The following is a 20,625-nucleotide window of genomic DNA, read 5'->3' on the forward strand; positions in this document are numbered from 1 at the left end:
TCGGCCGAACGGCGTAGCGTGTGCTCGACGCGGGGGGAGGTGGCCGGTGAGCACGCACACCGTCCGGCACGAGGGTGCCGAGCTGCGTTACGAGCTGCGGGGCGACGGGCCGCTCCTGCTGCTGATCGCCGGCCGCGGCGGCCACAGCGCGCGGTACTCCGGGCTCGCGCAGCGGCTCGCCGGCACCTACGCGGTGCTCACCTACGACCGGCGCGGCCCGGGCACCGACTTCGACATGGGCCAGCAGGCCCGCGACGCGGCCGCGGTCATCCGCGCCGCCCGCCCGGCCCGTCCGCGGGCGGCGGTGTTCGGCCAGGGCGCGGGCGGCTCGGTCGCGTTCGAGCTCGCCGCGCAGGTTCCCGACGTGGTGACCGAGCTGGTGGTCCACGAAGCCCCGGCGATCACGCTCCTGCCGGACGCGCCGAAGTGGCTGGCGATCGCCCGCCGGGTCCGCGCCACGCACGAGAGCGAGGGCCTCGGCGCGGCGCTGGCGCTGGCCGGGCTGAGCTCGACGGACTTCCCGGATCCGGCGGCCGCGGCGCTGTTCCTGGCGCGGGAGTTCCCGGCGGTGGTGCTGCACACCCCGGACCTCGACGCCGTCCGCCGCACCGGGATCCCGGTGGTCACGGCGGCGGGCGAGACCAGCCGCGACACGTGCCTGGAGCAGTCGGCGCGGATCCAGGCGGAGCACCTGGCGTGCCGGTACGCCCGGTTCCCGGGCGGCCACCACGGCTTCGAGTCCGACGTGGACGCCTTCGCCCCGGCGCTGTGCACGACACTGGCGAGACTCCGCCGCCTCTGACCGGACGGGTCGCCAGACCCAGCCGACCGCCCAGGTCGCGAATGACTCATTGGAGACCTCTGACGTCCCGAATGGGTCATTCGCGACACTGCCGCCCGGCCCCGAACGCCGTGAAGGCCTCCTTGCCGGCCATAAGAGCCGGTAAGGAGGCCTTCACGGACCTACCGGTGGGCTAGATCTTCGCGCACTGTCCGGCGGACGGGCCGCGGACGGTGTTCGGCAGGTCGTAGTCCGTCGGGACCGGCGAGTTGGCCGCGCAGGCCAGCGGGCCGCCGATGGTGCTCGACGTCAGCACCGGCCCGTGGTTGGCGGTCAGCGCGACCGGGCCACCGACCGTCGTCAGCTCGATCGACACCTGGCCGGTCGCCCCGGTGATCGCCACCGGGCCGCCGACCTTCGTGCGGTTGAGCACGACCTGACCCGCGCCCGTGGCGGCGAGCGGGCCCTTGATCTCCCCGCCCCGCACGATCAGCGACGCGCCGGGCGAGACGGTCACCGGGCCCGACACCGTCGCGTCCTGCAGGCACACCGTGCCGGACGAGACCGTGAGCGGCCCGGACGACGCGCCCGTGATCGTCTTCGTGCAGGCGGCGTCCGGCTTGCCCAGCAGCTCGAACTCGGCCAGCTGCGCCGGGGCGCCGGCGCTGGTCGCGGTGACTTCGAGCTTGTAGTAGGCGTAGTGCGCCGGGTTGGTCACCTTGAACGCGCGGGTCTGCTGCCGCCAGCTGAACGCCTGGTTCGTCTGCTGGTCGGCCACCGCCCAGGTCTTGCCGTCGTAGGAGCCCTTCAGCGTCCAGCTCTTCGGGTCACCCGCACCGGTCTGGGACGTCAGCGTGTAGTCCGTGACGGCCTCGTCGGTGTTGTTCAGCTGGTACTGCACGGCCCCGGTGACGGCGGCCTGGGTGCGCGAGGTGTTGTCGAGCAGCGCACCGGCGTCGGAACCGTCCGAAGTGGACAGCGTGCCCTTGCCGGCCCCGGTCTCGTCGTGCAGCGGCGCCGGGACGGCGTCGCCCTGGGTGATCGACTTCGGTGCGTCGTTCGGACCGGTACCCCAGTTGGAGGGGTTCGGGCCCATGTCGAAGTCGATGACCCCACCGCGCGCGATGACGTCCTGCGGCAGCGACGTCGAGGAGTACGCCTTGCCGTTGACCTTCACACCCTGGACGTAGACGTTCTTCGCGTTGTTCTTCGGCGCGTTGATCACCAGGTCCTTGCCGCCGGCCAGGTGGATCGTGGCCTTCTTGAACAGCGGCGACCCGATCGCGTAGTTCGGGCTGCCCATCTGCAGCGGGTAGAAGCCCAGCGCGCTGAAGGTCCACCAGGCCGACTGCTCGCCGTTGTCCTCGTCGCCCGCGTAGCCCTGCCCGATCTCACTGCCGGTGTAGAGCCGCGAGAGCGCCTCGCGGACCTTCGCCTGCGTCTTCGACGGCTGACCGGCGTAGTCGTACATGTAGAGCGTGTGGTGCGAGGCCTGGTTGGAGTGGCCGAGCTGGCCCATCCGCACGTCCCGCGCCTCCCGCATCTCGTGGATCACGCCACCGTAGGAGCCCGGGAAGTTCGCGGTCTCCTGGTCGGCGAAGAACCCGTCCAGCTTCTTCGCCAGGCCCGCCTTGCCGCCGTAGAGGTTGGCCAGGCCCTGACCGTCCTGCGGCACGGAGAACGCCATGCCCCAGCCGTCGGTCTCGGTGTAGTCGATGCCCCACACCCGCGGGTCGTATTCCTGCGGGGTGCGGCCGAACTTGCCGGCGGCGTCGCGGCCCTGGAAGAACCCGACGCTCGGGTCGAACACGTTCACGTACTGCTGGGCCCGGCTGGTGAAGTACTCGTAGTTGGCCTGGTACTCCTGCTTGCGCGGGTCGCTCGCGGGAGCTTCGTCGTAGAGCTTCTTCGACAGGTTCGCGATGCCGAAGTCGTTGACGTAACCCTCGATCGACCAGGAGAACCCGTGCTCGGCGGTGTTCGGGGAATAGCCGAGGAAGATGCCCTGGTCGAGACCCTTGCGGCCGACGGCGTTGTTCGGCGGGGTCACCGTCGCGTCCTTCAGCGCCGCGTCGTAGAACGACTTGACGTCGAAGTTCTTCACGCCCTTGAGGTAGGCGTCGGCGAACGCGACGTCCGCGCTGGTGCCGGTCATCAGGTCCGCGTACCCCGGCGACGACCACCGGGAGATCCAGCCGCCGTCCCGGTACTGCTGGACGAAGCCGTCGATCATCTTCCCGGCCATGTCGGGGGTCAGCAGCGAGTACGCCGGCCACGTGGTGCGGTAGGTGTCCCAGAACCCGTTGTTGACGTAGATCTGGCCGTCGACCACCTTCGACCCCGTCTGGGTCACGGTGTCCTGTCCGGTCTTCGGCGACACCGGGCTCGCGTACTTGTAGACCGGCTTGCCGGCGGTGCCGGTGTTCTCGAACGCGGAGTTCGGGTACAGGAACAGCCGGTACAGGTTCGAGTAGAGCGTCGTGAGCTGGTCCTTCGACGCGCCCTCGACCTCGATCACCTTCAGCTGGTCGTCCCACGCCTTCTGCGCGGCGTCACGCACGGAGTCGAAGGTCGCGGCCGGGGCGATCTCCTGCGCGAGGTTCTTTTTCGCCTGCTCGAGGCTGATCAGCGACGTCGCGATCCGCATGTTCACGGTCTTGTCGGCGCCGGCGGCGAACCGCAGGTAACCGGTGACGTTGTCGCGGCCCTGCCCGGTGAGCTTGCCGCCCGCGGTGACCGGCTTGTCGAACGTCGCGTAGACGAACATCCGGCCCGCCCCGGCGTACACGTTGGTCTCGGTGTAGCCCGAGAGCGTGCCGGTGGCCGGGTCGAGCGTCAGCCCGGCCGAGTTGTTGACGCTGTCGAAGATCAGGCTCGAGTCCGCCCCCGGGAAGGAGAACTTCATCATCGCCGCGTGGTCGGTCGGCGCGATCTCGGTCTTGATGCCGTTCTCGAACTGCACGCCGTAGTAGTGCGCGCGGGCGGTTTCGTTGTCGTGCTTGAACGCCAGGGCCCGGTTGGCGCGGTTGGCGTCGGGCACCCCGGTGGCCGCGGACGGCATCACCTGGAAGGACTCCCGGTCGCCCATCCACGGGCTCGGCTCGTGGCTCACGCTGAACGCCTGCAGCTGCGGGAGGTTCTGCGCGTTGTTGTTGGTGCTGTAGTTGTAGAGCCAGCTGCTCGACCCGGCGTCGGTCACCGGGGTCCAGAAGTTGAACCCGTGCGGCACCGCCGTGGCCGGGAAGTTGTTGCCCCGGGAGAACGTGCTGTTGGCCATCGTGCCCCGCGTGGTGAGCACGTTGTCGCTCGGGCGGGTGCTCGACGGCGGCGTCGGCGTGGCCGAGACCTTCACGTCGTCCAGCCAGCCCTGCAGCGAGCCGGGGCCGTCCGGGTTGTCGTAGCCGACGAGGATCCGGTCGATCGTCTTGCCCTTGGCGACCGTGCCGATCGCCGAGCGCACGAGGTTCCACTGGTTGGTGTAGAGGACCTTGCTCTTGCCCTGGCCGTCCGGCGTCAGCGGGAAGCCGTACTGGTCGGTCGCGCCGAGGTTGCGCAGGTAGGTGCCGTCGGTGAAGGCGAGGTCGATCGCGACGTTCGTGCTCTGGTACTTCAGGTCGCCGGTGATGAACTGCGGCTGCACCTTGTAGGAGAGCTCGGTCGAGGCGACGACGGGCACGTCGACGTCGAAGACCTTGTTGTAGGACCAGCCGTGGCCGGCGACGGTCTGGCTGCCGGAGTAGCGGAACGCCTTGAGCCCGGTGTAGCCGACGCGGTTCTTGTTCGTGTAGCCGCTGGTCGGGCCGGAGTCGGTGAAGCTGCGCATGTTCGGCAGCGGCGGCGGGGCCGGGTCGTCGTTGGCCAGCAGCAGCTCCGAGAGCTGCAGGATCGGGCCGCCGTTGTTGGCCGTGATGTCCAGCCGGTAGTACTTGTAGGCCGCGGTCGGCGCGGCCAGCTTGTAGTCCTTCTGCTGGAACCGCGCGGTGAACGCCTGGCCGGTCTGCTTGTCCAGATCGGTCCACGCGCTCGCGTCGTTCGAGCCCTGCAGCGTCCAGTCCTTCGGGTCGCGCTCGTCGAAGTCGTTGGCCGAGGAGAGCGCGTAGTGCGTGATCGAGGTGGCCTCCGACAGCGTGACCTGCGCCGACGCCGTCGGATCCCAGGACAGCCACTTCGTGTCCGTGGTGCCGTCGAAGAGGTTCGAGACCACTTCGCCGCCGTCGGTGTTCTCGCTGCTGCCGCTGCTCTCGGTGACCTTGCCGCGGATGTCGCCGGGGATCGCGGTGCCGTTGGCGCCGTTGATGCCGAACGCCCACGGCTTGCCCGCCGCGTCGGTGTCGACGGTGTCGGTCCACGTCGGCTGGACGTCACCGGCCTCGAAGGAGGACGAGAAATCGGCCGGCAAGGCTTCTTCGGCCGCGGACGCCGTCGCGGGGAGGGCGGCGACCAGGCCGGCGGCGACCACGGCGGCGGTCACCAGGAAAGCGACCGGCGGTCTGGCGCTTCGGGGCATCGTTGCTCCAAGCTCTGGAGGGTGAACTAGGGGACCGACGGACGGGGACCGGCGGTGCCCAGAGAGCGAAACGCGCGGGTGACATCGATGTCAAGACCGGCCGCCAAACCTGGCCAGAACTGGACAACCGAGGGGAAGGGCCCCGATGAGAACAGTCCGGATCTTCACCGCCGTCGTCACACTCACACTCGCCACCGCCGGGTTCACGCCGGTGGCCGCCACCGCCGCGACGGAGTCCCCCGTCCGGCCGATCACCGCCTGCGGCGACCTGGTCCGCGGGTTCGCCCTCCCGGGCGCCACCACCCACGTCACCTCGGCGGCCGTCGTCGCCGCGACCGGCACCGATCCCGAGTACTGCGGGGTGCGGGGCTACGTCGAGCCCGCCGTCCGCTTCGAGCTGCGGCTGCCCACCCGGACCTACGCCGGCCGCTACCTGCAGTACGGCTGCGGCGGCTTCTGCGGCCTGATCACCCCGCCCGCCTTCGCCGACTGCGACCTGCCCCACGGCGGTGACGTCGCGGTCGCGGCCACCGACGACGGGCACGTCGGCACCACCCCCGCCGTCGTCGACGACGGCAGCTGGGGCGCCAACGACCAGGCCGCCCGCAACGACTTCGAGTTCCGCGCACCCCACGTCGTCGCGCGCGCCTCGAAGGCGATCATCCAGGCGTTCTACGGCTCGCCGCCGAAGAAGTCGTACTTCACCGGCTGCTCCGACGGCGGCCGCGAAGGCCTCCAGCTGGCTCAGCGCTACCCGGCCGACTTCGACGGCATCGTCGCCGGCGCCCCCGCCGGCTACTGGGGGCCGTTGCTCGGCGAGTACCAGACGTGGCTCGCGCGGGTGAACACCGCCGCCGACGGCAGCCCGATCCTCACCGCCGCGAAGCTGCCCGCCCTCCACGACGCCGTCCTCGCCGCCTGCGACCGCCTCGACGGGCTCGCCGACGGCCCACGCGCGTGCCGCTTCGACCCGGCGAAACTGACCTGCGCCGGCGCGGACACCCCGGCGTGCCTCACGCGAGCGCAGGTCACCGCGACCCGCAAGCTCTACTCGCCGCCCACCGACGCCCACGGCACGCTGCTCTACCCGGGTGGCCAGCTGCGCGGGTCGGAACTGTCCTGGGCCGGGTGGATCATCGGTGTCCCCGAGACCGGCGGCGTCGCCTTCGCGCGCAGCCTCGCCGACAACTACCTGAAGTACCTCGGCTACCCGATCGGCGCCCCGGCGTCGAAGGTCGATGACTTCGCCTTCACCCGTCGCGAGTTCGACCGGCTCACCCCGGTCGGCGTCCGGTACAACGCGATGAGCCTCGACCTGTCGGCCTTCCAGCGCCGCGGCGGCAAGCTCGTGCTGTGGCACGGCTGGGCCGACGAGGCCATCCCGCCGGCCGGCACGCTCGACTACTACCAGCGCCTCACCCACGGCCGGCCCCAGGATTGGGCGCGGCTGTTCATGGTCCCGTCGCTCTACCACTGCGGCGGCGGCACCACGCTCACCGAGTTCGACCCGCTGCGCGAGCTGGTCGCCTGGGTCGAACGCGGCACCGCGCCCACGAAGGTGACCGCGACCGGCCGCGACGCCACCGGCGCCGTCACCCGTACCCGGCCGGTGTTCACCTACCCGCAGCGCGCGGTCTACGACGGCACCGGCAGCGTCGACGACGCGGCCAACTTCCGCCCGGCACCGCCGTCCTCGCCGCCGCACGACGTCGTCGGCTGGGCCGGCGACCGGCTGTACGCGATCCCCGGCCCGGTCGCCCGGTAAAAGCGGTCACGCGGGCCCGGCGTCGTCGCTAAGGTCACGATCATGACGACGCCGGACCCCGCTGACCGAGTCCTCGCCCGCGCCTCCCTCGCCGAGGGCAACCCGACCGGGTGGTTCGAGCAGCTCTACACCGCCGCCGAACGCGGCGAGGCCGAGGTGCCGTGGACCCGCGGCGCACCCACCGCGGACCTGGCCGCCTGGGTCACCCCCGGGAACGGCCGTCGAGCGCTGGTCGTCGGCAGTGCGCTGGGCGACGACTCGGAACTGCTGGCGTCGGCGGGCTGGACGGTGACGGGCTTCGACGTCGCCCCGACCGCGGTGGCGGCCGCCCGCGCCCGGTTCCCGGAGTCCACAGTGGACTACGTGGTGGCGGACCTGCTGAATCCGCCGGGGGAGTGGCACCAGGCGTTCGACCTGGTCGTGGAGATTATGAACATCCAGGCGATGCCGCGCGACTTCCGGCCCGCCGCGCTGACGTCGCTGGCCGGGTTCCTCGCCCCGGGCGGCACGCTGATCGTGTCCGAGGTCGCGGAGGAGCACTTCGACATGGCGACGTGGCAGAGCCCGCCGTGGCCGTTCTGCCGCGCGGAAGTCGAGTCGGTCGCCCAGGACGGCGTCGAGCCGGTGAGCCTGGAGCGCATCCGGGACGGCGCCCGCCACTGGGCGACGTTCACCCGGTAACGGCGGCCCTCGCGCGGCCGACTCAGAGGGCATGTGGGCCGTTATCGGAGTCTGGGACATCGCGCCGGAGAAGCTCGACGAGCTGCGCGCCCAGGTGCCGCTCATGGCCTCGAGCAAGGTCGGCACGCCGGGTTTCGTCCACGGGACCTGGACCCTCGACGGCCACATGATCCAGGTCTACGCCGACGAGGCCAACGCCCGTCGCTACCACCAGGAGATGCTCGACGGCGGGTTCACCGAGCAGCCCGGCGTGCGGTGCGTCGTCTGGGACGTGGCCGAGGTCGGCGCCGAGTCGCAGGTCTAGCAGTCCGCGAGGAACCTCGACAGCACCCGCGTCCCGAAGTGCAGGCCCTCCACCGGGACCCGCTCGTCCACCCCGTGCGCCATCGCCCGGTACGGGAAGCCCTTGGGCAGCCACAGCGGCGCGAACCCGTAGTTCGCGATCCCCAATTGGGCGAACGCCTTCGCGTCCGTCCCGCCGCCCAGGCAGTACGGCACCACCACGGCCTCCGGGTCCTCCGCGCGCAGCGCGCCGGCCATCGCGGAGAACCACGGCGAGTCCACCGGGGCCTGCACCGGCGGCTGGTGCGCCACGAACTCCCGCGTCACCCCGTCGCCGAGCAGCTCGTCCAAAGCACCGAACAACGACTCCTCGGTGCCCGGCAGCACCCGCACGTCCACCTGCGCGGTCGCCGTCGACGGGATCACGTTCACCTTGTAGCCCGCGTCGAGCATCGTCGGGGTCGTGCTGGTGCGGACCGTCGGCGCCACCAGCCCGCCCGCCGGGCCCAGCGCCGCCACCGCCGCGTCCACCCCGTCCGAAGAGGACAGATCGACCGGCACGCCCAGCGCGGCGCCGGTCCGCTCCAGGAACGCCCGCACCGCCGGGGTCAGCGTCACCGGCCAGCGGTGCGCGGCGATCCGGTGCAGCGCGCCCACCAACCGGGTGACGGCGTTCTCGTCGTTGGGCCGTGACCCGTGCCCGGCGCGGCCGCGCGCGGTCAGGCGCAGGTGCGCCGTCCCGCGCTCGGCCGTCCCGATCGGGTACAGGTGCACGTCACGGCCGTCCGCGGCGGGCACGTGGTAGGTGTAGCCGCCCGACTCGCTGATCGCCGCCTCGCAGCCTTCGAACAGCTCGGGATGCGTGGCCACCAGCCAGTGCGCGCCCCACTCGCCGCGGTCCTCCTCGTCGGCGACGAACGCCAGCACCAGCTCGCGCCGCGGCCGCACCCCGCCGGCCAGCGCGGCGAGCACCATCGCCACGAAGTCCTTCATGTCGGTGGCGCCGCGGCCCCACAGGTAGCCGTCGCGGACCTCGCCGGAGAACGGGTCCACCGACCAGTCCGCGGCATCGGCCGGCACGACGTCGAGGTGCCCCTGCACCAGCAGCGCGGGCAGCGACGGATCGGTGCCGGGCACGCGGGCGATCACGCTGGCCCGGCCGGGCGCGGCTTCCAGGATCTTCGACGGGATGCCGAGGGAGTCCAGGAACGCCGCCACGTACTCCGCGGCCGGCCGCTCGGGAGAAGCGTCGTTGTTCCCGCGGTTGGTCGTGTCGAACCGGATCAGGTCCGCGCACAGCTCGACAGCGTCAGCCCCGTCAGCCCGGTCAGCCATAGATACCCTGCACCGCCCCCGCCGCGATCGCCGTGACGACCTTGAACGCCTTCATCGCCTCGGTCATGTTCACCGCGTCGAAACCGACGCGGCGGGTACCGATCTGCTCCACCGTCGGGATCACCGCCGTCGCCTGCGCCAGGTGGCTCGCGTCGAACTCGACCTCGATCCGGTGCGCCCCGACCTGCCGCTCTTCCCGGCCGGCCCGCGCCATCGCCTCGGCCGCCGCGGCGGTCAGCAGGTCCGCCGTGCGCGCCGGCGGCAGGCAGATCGCCGCGTACCGGCTCACGCACTCCTTCACCTGGACCAGCTCGGCCTCCGGAGCGTAGTCGCGGGCGTCGTCACACGTTTTGTCGTCACCCGAAACGAGCAGGACGGGGACGCCGTACTCCGCGGCCATCGCCGCGTTGAGCCGGCCTTCGCTCGCCGGGACGTCGTCCAGCCACACCCCGGTGATCTGGTTCTCCAGGTAGGTGTGGGAAAGCACCCCGTCGAACCCGGCACCGGCGTGGTAGCCCAGGAACACCACACCGTCCACACCGGAGTCGACGCCCTGCATCATCGACAGCGGCTTGTGCCGCCCGGTCAGCATCCGCGCCCGCGGGTCGAGGTCCTCCAGCAGCAGGTTCCGCTGCGACGAATGCGCCTCGTTGACCAGGACATCACTGGCTCCGGCCTCGTGCAGCCCGGCCAGCACCGCGTTGACGTCGCCGGTGAACAGCCGCCGGAAGCGGTCCCACTGCGGCGAACCGGGCACGACGTCGTCGGTCCAGGTGACGCCGGTGGCGCCCTCCATGTCCGCCGAGACCATGATGCGCATGCCCGGCACTCTAGCCAGGCCGCCGCGGCCCGGGGCACGGCTCCCCGGTGACGGTGGGTCACCGAAGCCGATCGATAACGATCGGACACCTGCCGAGGCGGCAACATATTGCGCGGTTGTCCGGGTATGTGGTTACTTCTCGTCCTTGGGGAGGCTCACAGCGAGAACGATGGGGTGGTTTTTGGTGCATTTCCAACGCAGAATCGGGCGCTTCGGCCGCGTGGGCGCGGTCGTCGCGGCCGCGACGATGGCGGCGCTCCCGCTCGCCGCGCCCGCCCAGGCCCAGCAGGGCAAGGTGCTGCGGGTCGCGCTGACCACCGGCATCGACCACCTGAACCCGTTCACCGCCGTGCTCGCCGCCTCGACGCAGATCGGCCGGTTCACCTACGAGTTCCTCACCGTCCCGAACGCGGAGAAGGCCGAGGCTTCGCCCGCCCTCGCCGAGTCCTGGACCCCGTCACCCGACAAGCTGACCTGGACGTTCAAGATCCGCGGCGGCGTCAAGTGGAGCGACGGGCAGCCGGTGACCGCCAAGGACGCGGCGTTCACCTTCAACCGGATGCTCACCGACGAGAACGCCCGCACCGCCAACGGCAACTACGTGGCCAACTTCGAGACGGTCACCGCGCCCGACGACACCACGCTCGTCATCAAGACCAAGACCGTCCAGGTCAACATGAACCTGCTCGACGTCCCGATCGTGCCGCAGCACATCTGGGAGCCGGTCAAGGACCTCAAGGACCCGAAGACCGACGAACTGGCCATCGCCGGCGTCGCCGACGGTCCGTACCAGGTCACCGAGTACAAGCAGAACGAGTACGTCAAGCTCAAGGCCAACAAGGAGTACTGGCGCGGGGCGCCGAAGGTCGACGAGCTGCAGCTGCTGCAGTTCAAGGACACCGAGGCCGCGGTCAACGCCCTCAAGCAGGGCGAAGTCGACGTCATCAACCGGCTCAACCCCAACCAGTTCGCCGCGCTGCAGGGCCAGGACGGCATCACCACCAACGCCGCCCCCGGCCGCCGCTACGACGAGCTCGCGTTCAACTTCGGCGTCACCGACAGCTCGAACAACCCCATCGGTGACGGCAACCCGGTGCTCAAGGACATCAACGTCCGCAAGGCCATCACCCAGGCCGTCGACACGCAGTCGCTGGTCGACAAGGTGCTCAAGGGCCTCGGCCAGGTCGGCGGCGGCGTCGTGCCGCCGGTCTACAGCGCCTACCACTGGGACCCCAGCGACACCGAGAAGGTCAAGTTCGACCTCGCCGCCGCCAACACGACCCTCGAGCAGGCCGGCTACAAGAAGGGCCCGGACGGCGTCCGCACCGCTCCCGGCGGCGCGAAGCTGGAGCTGCGCCTGACCGGGCACTCCAACCGCAGCTACGACCAGGGCGTCGCCCAGTACGTGTCCGGCTGGCTCAAGGACATCGGCATCACCGTCAAGCAGGACCTGGTCTCCGACGACGAGCTGTCCGACCGCACCTCCACCGGCAAGTACGACCTCGCCATCGGCGGCTACGGCACCAACCCGGACCCGGACTACGCGCTCTCGCTGCACACCTGCGCCGCACGTCCCAGCGCGGACGGCAAGGGCGGCAGCACCGACACGTTCTTCTGCGACGCCCAGTACGACGAGCTCTACAAGAAGCAGCTCACCGAGACCGACGACGCGAAGCGCGCCGGCTACGTCAAGCAGGCCCAGGCCCGGCTCTACGGCCAGTTTCCGACGATCGTGCTCGACTACCAGAACGCGCTCGAGGCCTACCGCTCCGACAAGTTCTCCGGCTTCACGACCCAGCCGCAGCCCAAGGGCGCGATCCTCGAGCAGACCGGCTACTGGGGCGTCTACGGTGCCACCCCGGCCGGCACCGAGGCCACGTCGGCCGACTCCGGCAGCAGCGGCACCGTCGTGTGGATCGTCGTCGGCGCGATCGTCGTGGTGATCATCGTCGTCGGCGGAGTCGTCATCAGCCGCCGGAACAAGGCCTCGGAAGACCGCGAGTAAGAATGACCGCCCCCGAACAAGCCGCGGTGCTCGTCGATCCCGACGAGCGCCGCGGCGGGACCGGCACCGCCCGGTTCGTGCTCAAGAAGATCCTCGAAGCGGTCATCAGCGTCGTGCTGGTGGTCGTGCTGTTCTTCTTCCTCTTCCGCATGCTGCCCGGCGACCCGGTCGCCGCGATGACCCGCGACCGCGTCACCAGCCCCCAGCAGATCGCCGAGCTGCGCGAGAAGATGGGCGTCGACAAGCCCGTCTTCGTCCAGTTCGGCCAGTACTTCTGGAACCTGCTGCACGGTGACCTCGGTGAGTCCCGGCTGCTCAACAACGGCCGCCCGGTCGCCGACATGATCGGCGAGCGGCTCTGGCCGACCATCCTGCTCGTCGGCAGCGCCACCATCCTGGCCGTCGTCATCGGCCTGTGGCTGGGCATCCGCGCCGCCTGGCGCCGCGACAGCCTCTTCGACCGCACCCAGACCGGGATCGCGCTGACCCTCTGGTCGGTCCCGCAGTTCTGGCTCGGCCTGATGCTGCTCGTCGTGACCAACGGCCTGTTCCCCAGCCGCGGCATGCACTCCCCGGACGCCGCGCCCGACGTCCTCTCCCAGACCCTCGACGTCCTGCACCACCTGGTGCTGCCGTGCGTGACGCTGCTGGCGGTGTTCTACGCCCAGTACATGCTGATCATGCGGTCGTCGCTGCTGGGGGAGATGAACGCCGACTACCTCACGACCGCCCGCGCCAAGGGCCTGCGCGAGGACCTCGTGCGTCGCCGCCACGCCGTCCCGAACGCCCTGCTGCCGACCACCACGCTGGTGTTCATGCAGTTCGGCATGGTTGTCTCCGGCGCGGTCACCGTCGAGGCCGTGTTCAGCTGGCCCGGGCTCGGCCAGCTCACCTACGACGCGCTGCACGGACCCGACCTGCCGGTGCTCCAAGGCGTGTTCACCGTGCTGGCGAGCGCGGTGGTGCTGATGAACCTGCTCGCGGAGCTGCTCTACCGCGTGCTCGACCCGAGGGTGCGTACCTCATGACCACCGCCGAGACCCCCCGGCAGATCGCCTGGAGCCGCCGGCGCGCGTCGATCGCCCGGACCTGGCAGGAGTTCGCCGGGCAGCGCGCCGCGCTGGTCGGGCTGATCCTGCTCGGCGCCACCGTCGTCGTCGCGCTGCTGCTGCCGCTGATCAGCGACGAGAGCGGCCTCGACGTCACCAAGGCGACCGGCGAGCCGCTGTCGCCGCCCACCGGCGACTTCTGGCTCGGCACCGACAACTTCGGCCGGTCGGTGCTGCTGATGACCGTCTGGGGCAGCCGGATCTCGCTGCTCGTCGGGTTCTCCGCGGCGCTGCTGTCGGTCGTCATCGGCACCGTCATCGGGATCACCGCCGCGCACTTCGGCGGCTGGGTGTCGGCGACGCTCCTGCGGTTCACCGACTTCTTCCTGGTCCTGCCGTCGCTGATCCTCGCGATCGCCCTCTCGGCGGTGCTGCCCAAGGGCGTCGGCACGATCATCGTCGCCATCGGGCTCACCGCCTGGCCGAGCACCGCCCGGCTCGTCCGGGCACAGACGCTGACCATCGAGAGCCGCCCCTACATCGAGCGGTCCCACGCCCTCGGCGGCGGCCACCTGCACGTCATCGGCAAGCACGTCCTGCCCGGCGTCATGCCCCTGGTCCTGGCCAACACCACGCTCGTGGTCGGCAACGCGGTCATCGCCGACGCGACCCTGTCGTTCCTCGGCGTCGGCGACCCCAACTCCGTCACCTGGGGCCTGGTGCTGGAAAGCGCGCTCAACAACGGCGCCATCAGCCGCGGCGCGTGGTGGAACGTGCTCCCGCCGGGCATCGCGATCGTCCTCGTCGTCCTCTTCTTCACCCTGGTCGGCCGGGGACTGGAGACCGTGCTCAACCCGAGGTTGAAGAAGTGACCACCCCGCTGCTGCAGCTCAAGGACCTCAACGTCACCTACGCGGTCGGCGAGCAGGAGGTACCCGCCGTCCGCGGCGTCGACCTCACCCTCGACCCCGGCGGCACCCTCGGCGTGGCGGGGGAGTCCGGCTCGGGCAAGTCCACCGTCGCGATGAGCGTCCTGCGGCTGCTGCCCTCCACGGCGACGATCACCGGTGAGATCGTCCTCGACGGCGAAGACGTCACCGCCATGAAGTGGGGCCGCCTGCGCGCGGTCCGCTGGGCCGAGGCGTCGGTGGTGTTCCAGGGCGCCATGCACGCCCTCAACCCGGTCCGCAAGATCGGCGACCAGATCGCCGAGCCCCTGCGGCTGCACCCGCCCTCCGGGAAGTCCCTCACCGACGCCGAAGTCGATGCCCGCGTCGCCGAGCTGCTCACCCAGGTCGACCTGCCCCCGGGCCGGGCCGGCGCCTACCCCCACGAGCTCTCGGGCGGGCAGAAGCAGCGCGTCATGATCGCGATGGCCCTGGCCTGCTCGCCCCGGCTGATCATCGCCGACGAGCCCACCACCGCCCTCGACGTCATCGTCCAGGCCCAGGTCCTCGACCTGCTCTCCCGCCTGGTCGCCGAGCAGGACATCGGCCTGATCATGATCAGCCACGACCTCTCGGTCCTCGCCGCCACCTGCAAGCGCATCGCCGTGATGTACGACGGGCAGATCGTCGAAGAAGGCCCCAGCGCCGAGGTCATGGGCTCACCGAAGCACGAGCACACCCGGGCGCTCGCGGCCGCGTTCCCGACGGTCGGCGACCCGGTGTCGCGCTTCGCCCCGGCCACCAGCAACCCCCTGCCGCCCGAGCCTTCGGAAAGGGTGGTGGGGGAGCCGCTGCTGGCCGCGGAGAACCTGCGGGTGTCCTTTCGCGACCGCACCGGCAAGCGGATCGACGCCGTCGCCGGGGTCGACCTCACGGTGTCGCGCGACGAGATCGTCGCGCTGGTCGGCCAGTCCGGCTCCGGCAAGACGACCCTCGCCCGCACCCTGCTCGGCCTGCAGAAACCCGACTCCGGCGTGGTCCGCTACGCCGGGAACCCGGTTCCCTCCGGCGGCGCCGGGCTCAAGGCCTACCGCCGGCAGGTCCAGCTCGTCCTGCAGGACCCGACCAGTGCGCTGAACCCGGCCCACACGGTCTACGAGGCCGTCGCCGAGGGACCACGGATCCACAAGCTGGCCGACGAGCGCGCGGTCGTCCACCGGGCCCTGGAAGCCGCGGAACTGCGGCCGGCGGAGAAGTACGCCGACCGGCTCCCGCACCAGCTCTCCGGCGGCCAGCGCCAGCGCGTCGTGATCGCCGGCGCGCTGGCGCTCGAGCCGTCGGTCGTGGTGGCCGACGAGCCGGTCGCGTCGCTGGACGCGTCCGTGCGCGGCGAGATCCTCGGGCTGCTGCTGCGGCTGCGCCGCGAGCTCGGGCTGGCGGCTCTGGTGATCACCCACGACCTGGGGCTGGCCTGGAACATCGCCGACCGCGTCGCCGTGATGTACCGCGGCGAGCTCGTCGAAACCGGGACGGTGGAACAGGTCCTGCTCGACCCGCGGCACGAGTACACGAAGTCCCTGCTGGCCGCCCTGCCCGGCGGCACCGCCCAGCGCCGCACCGTCCCGAACTGACCCCGCGGTGCCACTCGTCCCGCCCCGCCGCGTCTGCCGGCTGTGGTACCCCGAAACCTGACACTGCGGGAACCTCCCTCGAGCGCAGTGTGTAACCTCCGAACGGAAATGGCGACCACCACCGACCCCGCGCAGAAGCCCTCGACCGGACTGGCCGAGCGGCTCCTCACGCCTTCGCGATTCCCGTACCGCACGATCGCGATGGGCACGGTCGGGAGCACCCTGCTCATGCTCGCCGCCTTCGGCGCCGGCGGCATCCTGATCAAGGACCCCGTGCTCGGCCACGGCCCGCTCTCGTGGATCCGCTACGGCCACGGTCGCATGCTCGCCAACGCCGTCCTCTACACCGGCTTCGGCCTCGTGGTGTGGGCCTGGGTCCGCCTCGGCCGCTACGTCCTGCTCGGCCGCGTCGGCAGCCGCCCGATCCTGATCGCCGCCGGCTGCTGGATGGCGCCGCTGCTCATCTCGCCGCCGCTGTTCACCCGCGACGTCTTCTCCTACCTCGGCCAGGGCGCCCAGCTGCTCTACGGGCTCGACCCGTACGCCAACGGCCCCGCCGAGCTCGACGTGCTGCCGAACGTCGTGCAGAACGTCCACCCGCTCTGGCAGACCACCCCGGCGCCCTACGGGCCGCTGTTCCTGCTGATCTCCAAGGGCGTTGTCGCCACCACCGGCGACAACATGATCCTCGGCGTCATCCTCATGCGCGTCGTGCTGCTCGTCGGCCTGGCCGGGACGCTGTGGGCGCTGCCGCGGCTGGTCAAGCACCTCGGCGGCAAGCTCCCGGTCGCGCTGTGGCTCGCGGTGGCCAGCCCGATGATGGTGATCCACCTCTTCGGCGGCCCGCACAACGACCTGATGATGCTCGCGTTCCTCACCATCGGCGTCCTCGCCGCCCTGGAGCGCAAGCACGTCGCCGCGGTCGTCCTCGTCACGATCGGCATGCTGATCAAGCCCACGGCGGCGATCGCGCTGCCGTTCATCGTCTGGATCTGGGCCAACCACCTCGAGGGCGAGTCGAAGGTCCGCAACTTCCTGCGCGCCGGCGCCGCGTCGGTCGGGCTGTTCCTGCCGGTGTTCGTCGCCGGCACGTGGATCTCGCTCGGCTCGCTCAACATGGGCTGGTGGTCCGGGCTCAAGGCCCCACAGCTCATCGCGAACTGGCTGAACATCCCCACCGGCATCGGCGAGGTGTTCTACAACCTGGTCCACCTGGTCGTGGACGTCCAGGTCTCGCCGTTCGTGACGGTCGCCCGCGCGGCGGGCATGCTCCTGCTGATCGGCATCGGCATCCGCCAGTGGTGGCTCGGCCGCGGCGGCGGCACCGAGGCGGTGTACCGGGCCGGGATCTCGCTGCTCGCGGTGGCGATCCTCATGCCGCCGACCCTGCCGTGGTACCTGACCTGGGGTTTCGTGCTCCTGTCGGCGTTCAAGTGGCAGCCACGCCACTTGGCGCTGGTGGTGGCGGTGTCGGTCTTCGTGACGCTGGTGTACTACCCGACGGGCGAGCAGGCCCTGTACGACTGGTGGTTCATCGCCCTGGTCGTCGTGGCGAGCCTCTACTCGGCGGCGTCGCTGCTGCGCCCGGACCCGCTGGGCCTGATCGACGCGTGGCGGCGCCCGGAGAAGTTCATCCGCGACTGAGTTGGTCTGCTGTCCAGCCGCGCCAGGTGTGGATCTCCGTCGCGACCACCGCGTGCTCCGGCGGCCGCTCGTCGTACTGCTCGTACTTCGCCACCAGCCACGACACCGGCTCGGCGCGCTCGGCGTCGGACAGCACCCGCGCGGAGCCGTCCGCGCGAGCCCACCACAGTTCCGACCAGTCCTCGGCGTAGCCGTCGGCCAGGAAGCACACCGCCGGGTTCTCCGCGATGTTGCGCAGCCGCCGCAACGACGTCGTCGACTTCGGTTTGTGGTCCACCGCGAACACCACCGTGTCGCCGCGCACCGCGAACGTCACCGGCACCAGGTGCGGCACCCCGGAATCCGACACCGTGGCCAGCCGAGCCACCCGCGCCGCGGCGAACCGTTCCCGAGCCTCTTCCGGAGTCATGACAGCGCGGGGGAGTCGAACGTCAGCGTCCCCAGGTCCGCGTCCAGCGCAACCGGCACGCCCAGCGGCAACGTCGGCGACGACGCCACGTGCCCGAACCCGAACTCCGCCACCATCGGCACCCCCAGCGGACCCAGCCGCTCCAGCATCAGCGCCCGCACCTCCGAAGGATCGCCGCACGCCGCCCACGAACCCAGCACGATCCCGCGAACCCCGGCGAACCAGCCGCTGCGCAGCAGCTGCGTCAGCATCCGGTCGAGCCGGTACACGCTCTCGGTGACGTCCTCCAGCAGCACCACCGAATCCCGCGCCGAACCCTGCTCCGGCGTCCCGATCCCCGCCGCCAGCAACGACAGGTTCCCGCCGGTCAACGTCCCCGAAGCCCGGCCCGGTACCAGCGCCGAACCGCCGCGCACCACCAGGTTCCGCTCCGGGTCGAACAGCGAACGCCGCAGGTGCTCCACCGCGAAGTCGTCGAACAGCACGCTCGCCGGCATCGGGGAGAACAAACTGGACAGTCCCAAGTGGACGTCCACCGCCCGGTGCAACGCCGTGATGTCCGAAGACCCGGCCAGCACCTTCGGGCCCGCCTCCCGCAACGCCGCCCAGTCCACCAGGTCCAGCATCCGCTGCACGCCGTAGCCGCCCCGCGCGGCCAGCACGCACCGCACGCCCGGGTCCAGCCACGCCTCGGTGAACTCCGCCGCCCGCGCGGCGTCCGAAGCGGACAGATACGGCGGCGACCCCGGCTCGGCCCGCACGCACGGCCCGATCCGCAGCTCGACACCCCAGCCGCGCAACACCGGGATCGCCTTCTCCAGCAGGTCCGCCGGCACCGGTCCGGCCGGTGCGACCACCGCGATCGTGTCGCCCGCCCGCAGGCGCGGCGGCCTCACTTCGACAGCTCCAGCCGCGCCACGCCCGGCGTGTCGAACCCGAGCACCTGACCGTAGAACGACAGCTCCGCCTCCAGCGCCGCCACGATCGTCGCCGCCTGCCGGAACCCGTGCTGCTCCCCGGGGAACCGCTGGTAGGCGTACGGGATCCCGCGCCCTTCCAGCCCGGCCACGAACCGGTCCGCCTGCTCCGGCGGGCAGATCCGGTCCTCCAGTCCCTGCTGGAACAGCACCGGCCCGGCCAGCGACGCCGAGTTCGCCAGCGGCGAGCGCTCGACGTAGCGCTGCCTCGCCGAGGGCAGCGGGCCGACCAGCCCGTCCAGGTACCGCGACTCGAAGTCGTGCGTGTCGCCCTCGGTGCCGGTCCACCCGGCCAGGTCCAGCACCGGGTACATCACCGTGCCCGCCCGGTAGGTCTTCGTCGTGGTCAGCGACGCCGCCGCGGTGAACCCGCCCGCGCTGCCGCCGCGCACCGCCAGCCGGTCGCCGTCGGCCAGCCCGGCCGCCACCAGCGCCTCGGCCACCGCGACGCAGTCCGCGACGTCCACCACGCCCCACTGCTCGCGCAGCCGTTCTCGGTAAGCCCGGCCGAAGCCGGTCGACCCGCCGTAGTTCACCGCCGCCACCGCGATGCCCCGGCTGGTGAAGTAGGCCAGCTCCAGGTCCAGCATCGGCAGGTACTGCCCGGTCGGCCCGCCGTGGACGTGCACCAGCAGCGGCGGACGCTCGTCCTCCGGCGCCGCGAAGTCCGGGTTCGCCGGCCGGTACAGCACCACCGGCACGGTCTCGCCGTCCGCCGTCGTGAACACCCGCTCTTCGGGCACCGGCAGGAACGCCGCCGGCAGCTCCGGCTGCGGCGTCAGATCCGTCACCGCGCCATCGAGGGCGACGCGCACCACGGCGGACTCGCGCACCGGGCTGCCGGCGACCCCGACGACGCCGTCCCCGGAGACCGCGAGCCCCGTCGACGACCACGCCGTCTGCTCCTCGCCGACCGCGGTCACCGAGCCGTCCGCTTCGTCGAGCACGGCCAGCCGCCCCGACGCCAGCACCGCGTGCCGCCCGCCGCCGAGCGGGACGAACCACCGCGATCCGGCCTTCCACAGCGGCCCGCCCAGCTCCCGCTCGACCGGCGCGAGGTTCGTCAGCGACCCGTCGAGCCCGACCCGGTGCAGGTTCCACCAGCCGTCCGGGTCGAGCAGCGCCAGCAGCGTCGCCGGCGTCTCCCACTCGACCTGGCACACCGAGACGTCCGCACCGCCGGCCAGCACCCGGTGCGGCTCGAAGGATCCGTCTTCGGCGATGGGAGCCACGCACAGCTCGGTCCCGTCCCACGGCATCGCCGGGTGGTCCCAGCCGAACCACGCCGCGTGCCGCCCGTCCGGCGACAGCTTCGGCACGGTCAGGAAGTGGTGGCTCGCGGCGAGCACCCGCTCCGGGCCGCCGTCGAGAGGAATCGCCACGAGCTCCCGCTCGACGTCGGTCGGCCGCGGCCCGACACCGCGTTCGCGGACCGCGAACACCTCGCCCGGCCGGCCGGGCCGCAAGTCGCCGTACCGGACGCTCTGGGGCTCCGGGGGAGCAGGTGTCAGCGGCACCACACCGGTTTCGCTCACCGCGTAAACCCGCTGATCGGCCCAGTGCGTGAACACCACCACGCCATCGGCGACCGCCCACGGCCGTCCGCCGTACTCGTGCAGCCGGTTGCGGACGTTCCACGGCGCCGGCAGCACGTCCTCCGTCCCGCCCGGCACCGCCCGGACCAGGGCGACCCGCCCCTGCTCACCGGGCCGCGCCTCGGCCCACCACACCTCGTCCCCGACGACGTCGAGCCACTGCGGGCCGCCACCGGCGGCGGCCACCTCGGCGGCGGTGATGGGCGAGGACCAGGTTCCGTACGGGGAGATCCGAGACACCCCCAGAGGCTAGCGGC

The 20,625-nt window shown here is 71.4% G+C and carries 15 protein-coding genes; 9 read left to right on the forward strand and 6 right to left on the reverse strand.

All coding sequences use genetic code 11. From position 1 onward, the window contains the following. Positions 1-46 precede the first annotated feature (46 nt). A complete protein-coding gene (locus tag AB0N03_RS05515; protein ID WP_364365834.1) occupies positions 47-802 on the forward strand; it encodes an alpha/beta fold hydrolase in 756 nt (251 codons plus the stop codon). Positions 803-974: 172 nt separating this feature from the next. Here AB0N03_RS05515 and AB0N03_RS05520 read toward each other — a convergent pair whose 3' ends face one another. After that, positions 975-5,288, reverse strand: coding sequence for a GH92 family glycosyl hydrolase (locus AB0N03_RS05520; RefSeq protein WP_364365837.1), 4,314 nt, complete (start codon positions 5,286-5,288; stop codon positions 975-977). Positions 5,289-5,433: 145 nt separating this feature from the next. On the opposite strand from AB0N03_RS05520, the gene AB0N03_RS05525 reads away from it, so the two are divergent. The 3 genes from AB0N03_RS05525 to AB0N03_RS05535 are packed head-to-tail and all read left to right on the forward strand — an operon-like array spanning position 5,434 to position 8,038. Continuing rightward, complete coding sequence (locus AB0N03_RS05525; protein WP_364365840.1) at positions 5,434-7,053, forward strand: tannase/feruloyl esterase family alpha/beta hydrolase; 1,620 nt, start codon at positions 5,434-5,436, stop codon at positions 7,051-7,053. A gap of 42 nt (positions 7,054-7,095) precedes the next feature. After that, entirely contained in the window at positions 7,096-7,734 is a 639-nt protein-coding gene (locus AB0N03_RS05530) for a class I SAM-dependent methyltransferase (protein ID WP_364365843.1), read from the forward strand. Between the two features lie 31 nt (positions 7,735-7,765). Then, positions 7,766-8,038, forward strand: coding sequence for a hypothetical protein (locus tag AB0N03_RS05535; RefSeq protein WP_364365846.1), 273 nt, complete (start codon positions 7,766-7,768; stop codon positions 8,036-8,038). Here AB0N03_RS05535 and AB0N03_RS05540 read toward each other — a convergent pair. Together AB0N03_RS05540 and AB0N03_RS05545 are read right to left on the reverse strand one after the other, a co-directional pair. Further along, a complete protein-coding gene (locus AB0N03_RS05540) occupies positions 8,035-9,351 on the reverse strand; it encodes a M20/M25/M40 family metallo-hydrolase (protein WP_364365849.1) in 1,317 nt (438 codons plus the stop codon). The genes AB0N03_RS05535 and AB0N03_RS05540 overlap by 4 nt on opposite strands. Further along, a complete protein-coding gene (locus tag AB0N03_RS05545; protein ID WP_364365852.1) occupies positions 9,344-10,171 on the reverse strand; it encodes a M55 family metallopeptidase in 828 nt (275 codons plus the stop codon). Before AB0N03_RS05545 ends, AB0N03_RS05540 begins: the two co-directional genes overlap by 8 nt. Before the next feature lie 169 nt (positions 10,172-10,340). On the opposite strand from AB0N03_RS05545, the gene AB0N03_RS05550 reads away from it, so the two are divergent. From AB0N03_RS05550 to mptB, 5 genes are all read left to right on the forward strand, one after another. Beyond that, complete coding sequence (locus AB0N03_RS05550) at positions 10,341-12,176, forward strand: ABC transporter substrate-binding protein (protein ID WP_364365855.1); 1,836 nt, start codon at positions 10,341-10,343, stop codon at positions 12,174-12,176. A gap of 2 nt (positions 12,177-12,178) precedes the next feature. Then, positions 12,179-13,204, forward strand: coding sequence for an ABC transporter permease (locus AB0N03_RS05555; protein ID WP_364365858.1), 1,026 nt, complete (start codon positions 12,179-12,181; stop codon positions 13,202-13,204). Further along, positions 13,201-14,097 carry an ABC transporter permease gene (locus AB0N03_RS05560; protein ID WP_364365861.1) on the forward strand — a complete coding sequence of 299 codons (897 nt, stop codon included), beginning with the start codon at positions 13,201-13,203 and terminating at the stop codon, positions 14,095-14,097. Before AB0N03_RS05555 ends, AB0N03_RS05560 begins: the two co-directional genes overlap by 4 nt. After that, a complete protein-coding gene (locus tag AB0N03_RS05565; protein ID WP_364365864.1) occupies positions 14,094-15,743 on the forward strand; it encodes an ABC transporter ATP-binding protein in 1,650 nt (549 codons plus the stop codon). The genes AB0N03_RS05560 and AB0N03_RS05565 overlap by 4 nt, the downstream gene beginning before the upstream one ends. A 108-nt stretch (positions 15,744-15,851) precedes the next feature. Next, a complete protein-coding gene (mptB, locus tag AB0N03_RS05570) occupies positions 15,852-17,387 on the forward strand; it encodes a polyprenol phosphomannose-dependent alpha 1,6 mannosyltransferase MptB (protein ID WP_364365867.1) in 1,536 nt (511 codons plus the stop codon). Here mptB and AB0N03_RS05575 read toward each other — a convergent pair. Genes AB0N03_RS05575 through AB0N03_RS05585 form a run of 3 tightly spaced genes read right to left on the reverse strand, consistent with a single transcriptional unit; the run spans position 17,374 to position 20,608 of the window. After that, positions 17,374-17,796: a TIGR03668 family PPOX class F420-dependent oxidoreductase gene (locus tag AB0N03_RS05575; RefSeq protein WP_364365870.1), complete on the reverse strand. Its 423-nt coding sequence runs from the start codon at positions 17,794-17,796 to the stop codon at positions 17,374-17,376. The two genes, mptB and AB0N03_RS05575, sit on opposite strands and share 14 nt — an antisense overlap. Then, positions 17,793-18,692 (reverse strand): LD-carboxypeptidase, encoded by a 900-nt coding sequence (locus tag AB0N03_RS05580; protein ID WP_364365873.1) that lies wholly within the window; start codon positions 18,690-18,692, stop codon positions 17,793-17,795. Before AB0N03_RS05580 ends, AB0N03_RS05575 begins: the two co-directional genes overlap by 4 nt. Further along, on the reverse strand, positions 18,689-20,608 hold the full coding sequence (locus AB0N03_RS05585) for a prolyl oligopeptidase family serine peptidase (RefSeq protein WP_364365876.1): 1,920 nt from the start codon (positions 20,606-20,608) through the stop codon (positions 18,689-18,691). Before AB0N03_RS05585 ends, AB0N03_RS05580 begins: the two co-directional genes overlap by 4 nt. Positions 20,609-20,625 lie beyond the last annotated feature (17 nt).

It is taken from the genome of Amycolatopsis sp. NPDC051061 (assembly GCF_040682935.1).
Taxonomy (GTDB): Bacteria; Actinomycetota; Actinomycetes; order Mycobacteriales; family Pseudonocardiaceae; genus Amycolatopsis.

What these genes read in the sequence shown, in the direction of transcription:
- AB0N03_RS05550 (WP_364365855.1), top strand. Translation starts at nt 10,341, where the DNA reads ATGGGGTGGTTTTTGGTGCATTTCCAACGCAGAATCGGGCGCTTCGGC.
- AB0N03_RS05555 (WP_364365858.1), top strand. Translation starts at nt 12,179, where the DNA reads ATGACCGCCCCCGAACAAGCCGCGGTGCTCGTCGATCCCGACGAGCGC.
- mptB (WP_364365867.1), top strand. Translation starts at nt 15,852, where the DNA reads ATGGCGACCACCACCGACCCCGCGCAGAAGCCCTCGACCGGACTGGCC.
- AB0N03_RS05575 (WP_364365870.1), bottom strand. Translation starts at nt 17,796, where the DNA reads ATGACTCCGGAAGAGGCTCGGGAACGGTTCGCCGCGGCGCGGGTGGCT.
- AB0N03_RS05530 (WP_364365843.1), top strand. Translation starts at nt 7,096, where the DNA reads ATGACGACGCCGGACCCCGCTGACCGAGTCCTCGCCCGCGCCTCCCTC.
- AB0N03_RS05545 (WP_364365852.1), bottom strand. Translation starts at nt 10,171, where the DNA reads ATGCGCATCATGGTCTCGGCGGACATGGAGGGCGCCACCGGCGTCACC.
- AB0N03_RS05540 (WP_364365849.1), bottom strand. Translation starts at nt 9,351, where the DNA reads ATGGCTGACCGGGCTGACGGGGCTGACGCTGTCGAGCTGTGCGCGGAC.
- AB0N03_RS05560 (WP_364365861.1), top strand. Translation starts at nt 13,201, where the DNA reads ATGACCACCGCCGAGACCCCCCGGCAGATCGCCTGGAGCCGCCGGCGC.
- AB0N03_RS05520 (WP_364365837.1), bottom strand. Translation starts at nt 5,288, where the DNA reads ATGCCCCGAAGCGCCAGACCGCCGGTCGCTTTCCTGGTGACCGCCGCC.
- AB0N03_RS05525 (WP_364365840.1), top strand. Translation starts at nt 5,434, where the DNA reads ATGAGAACAGTCCGGATCTTCACCGCCGTCGTCACACTCACACTCGCC.
- AB0N03_RS05535 (WP_364365846.1), top strand. Translation starts at nt 7,766, where the DNA reads ATGTGGGCCGTTATCGGAGTCTGGGACATCGCGCCGGAGAAGCTCGAC.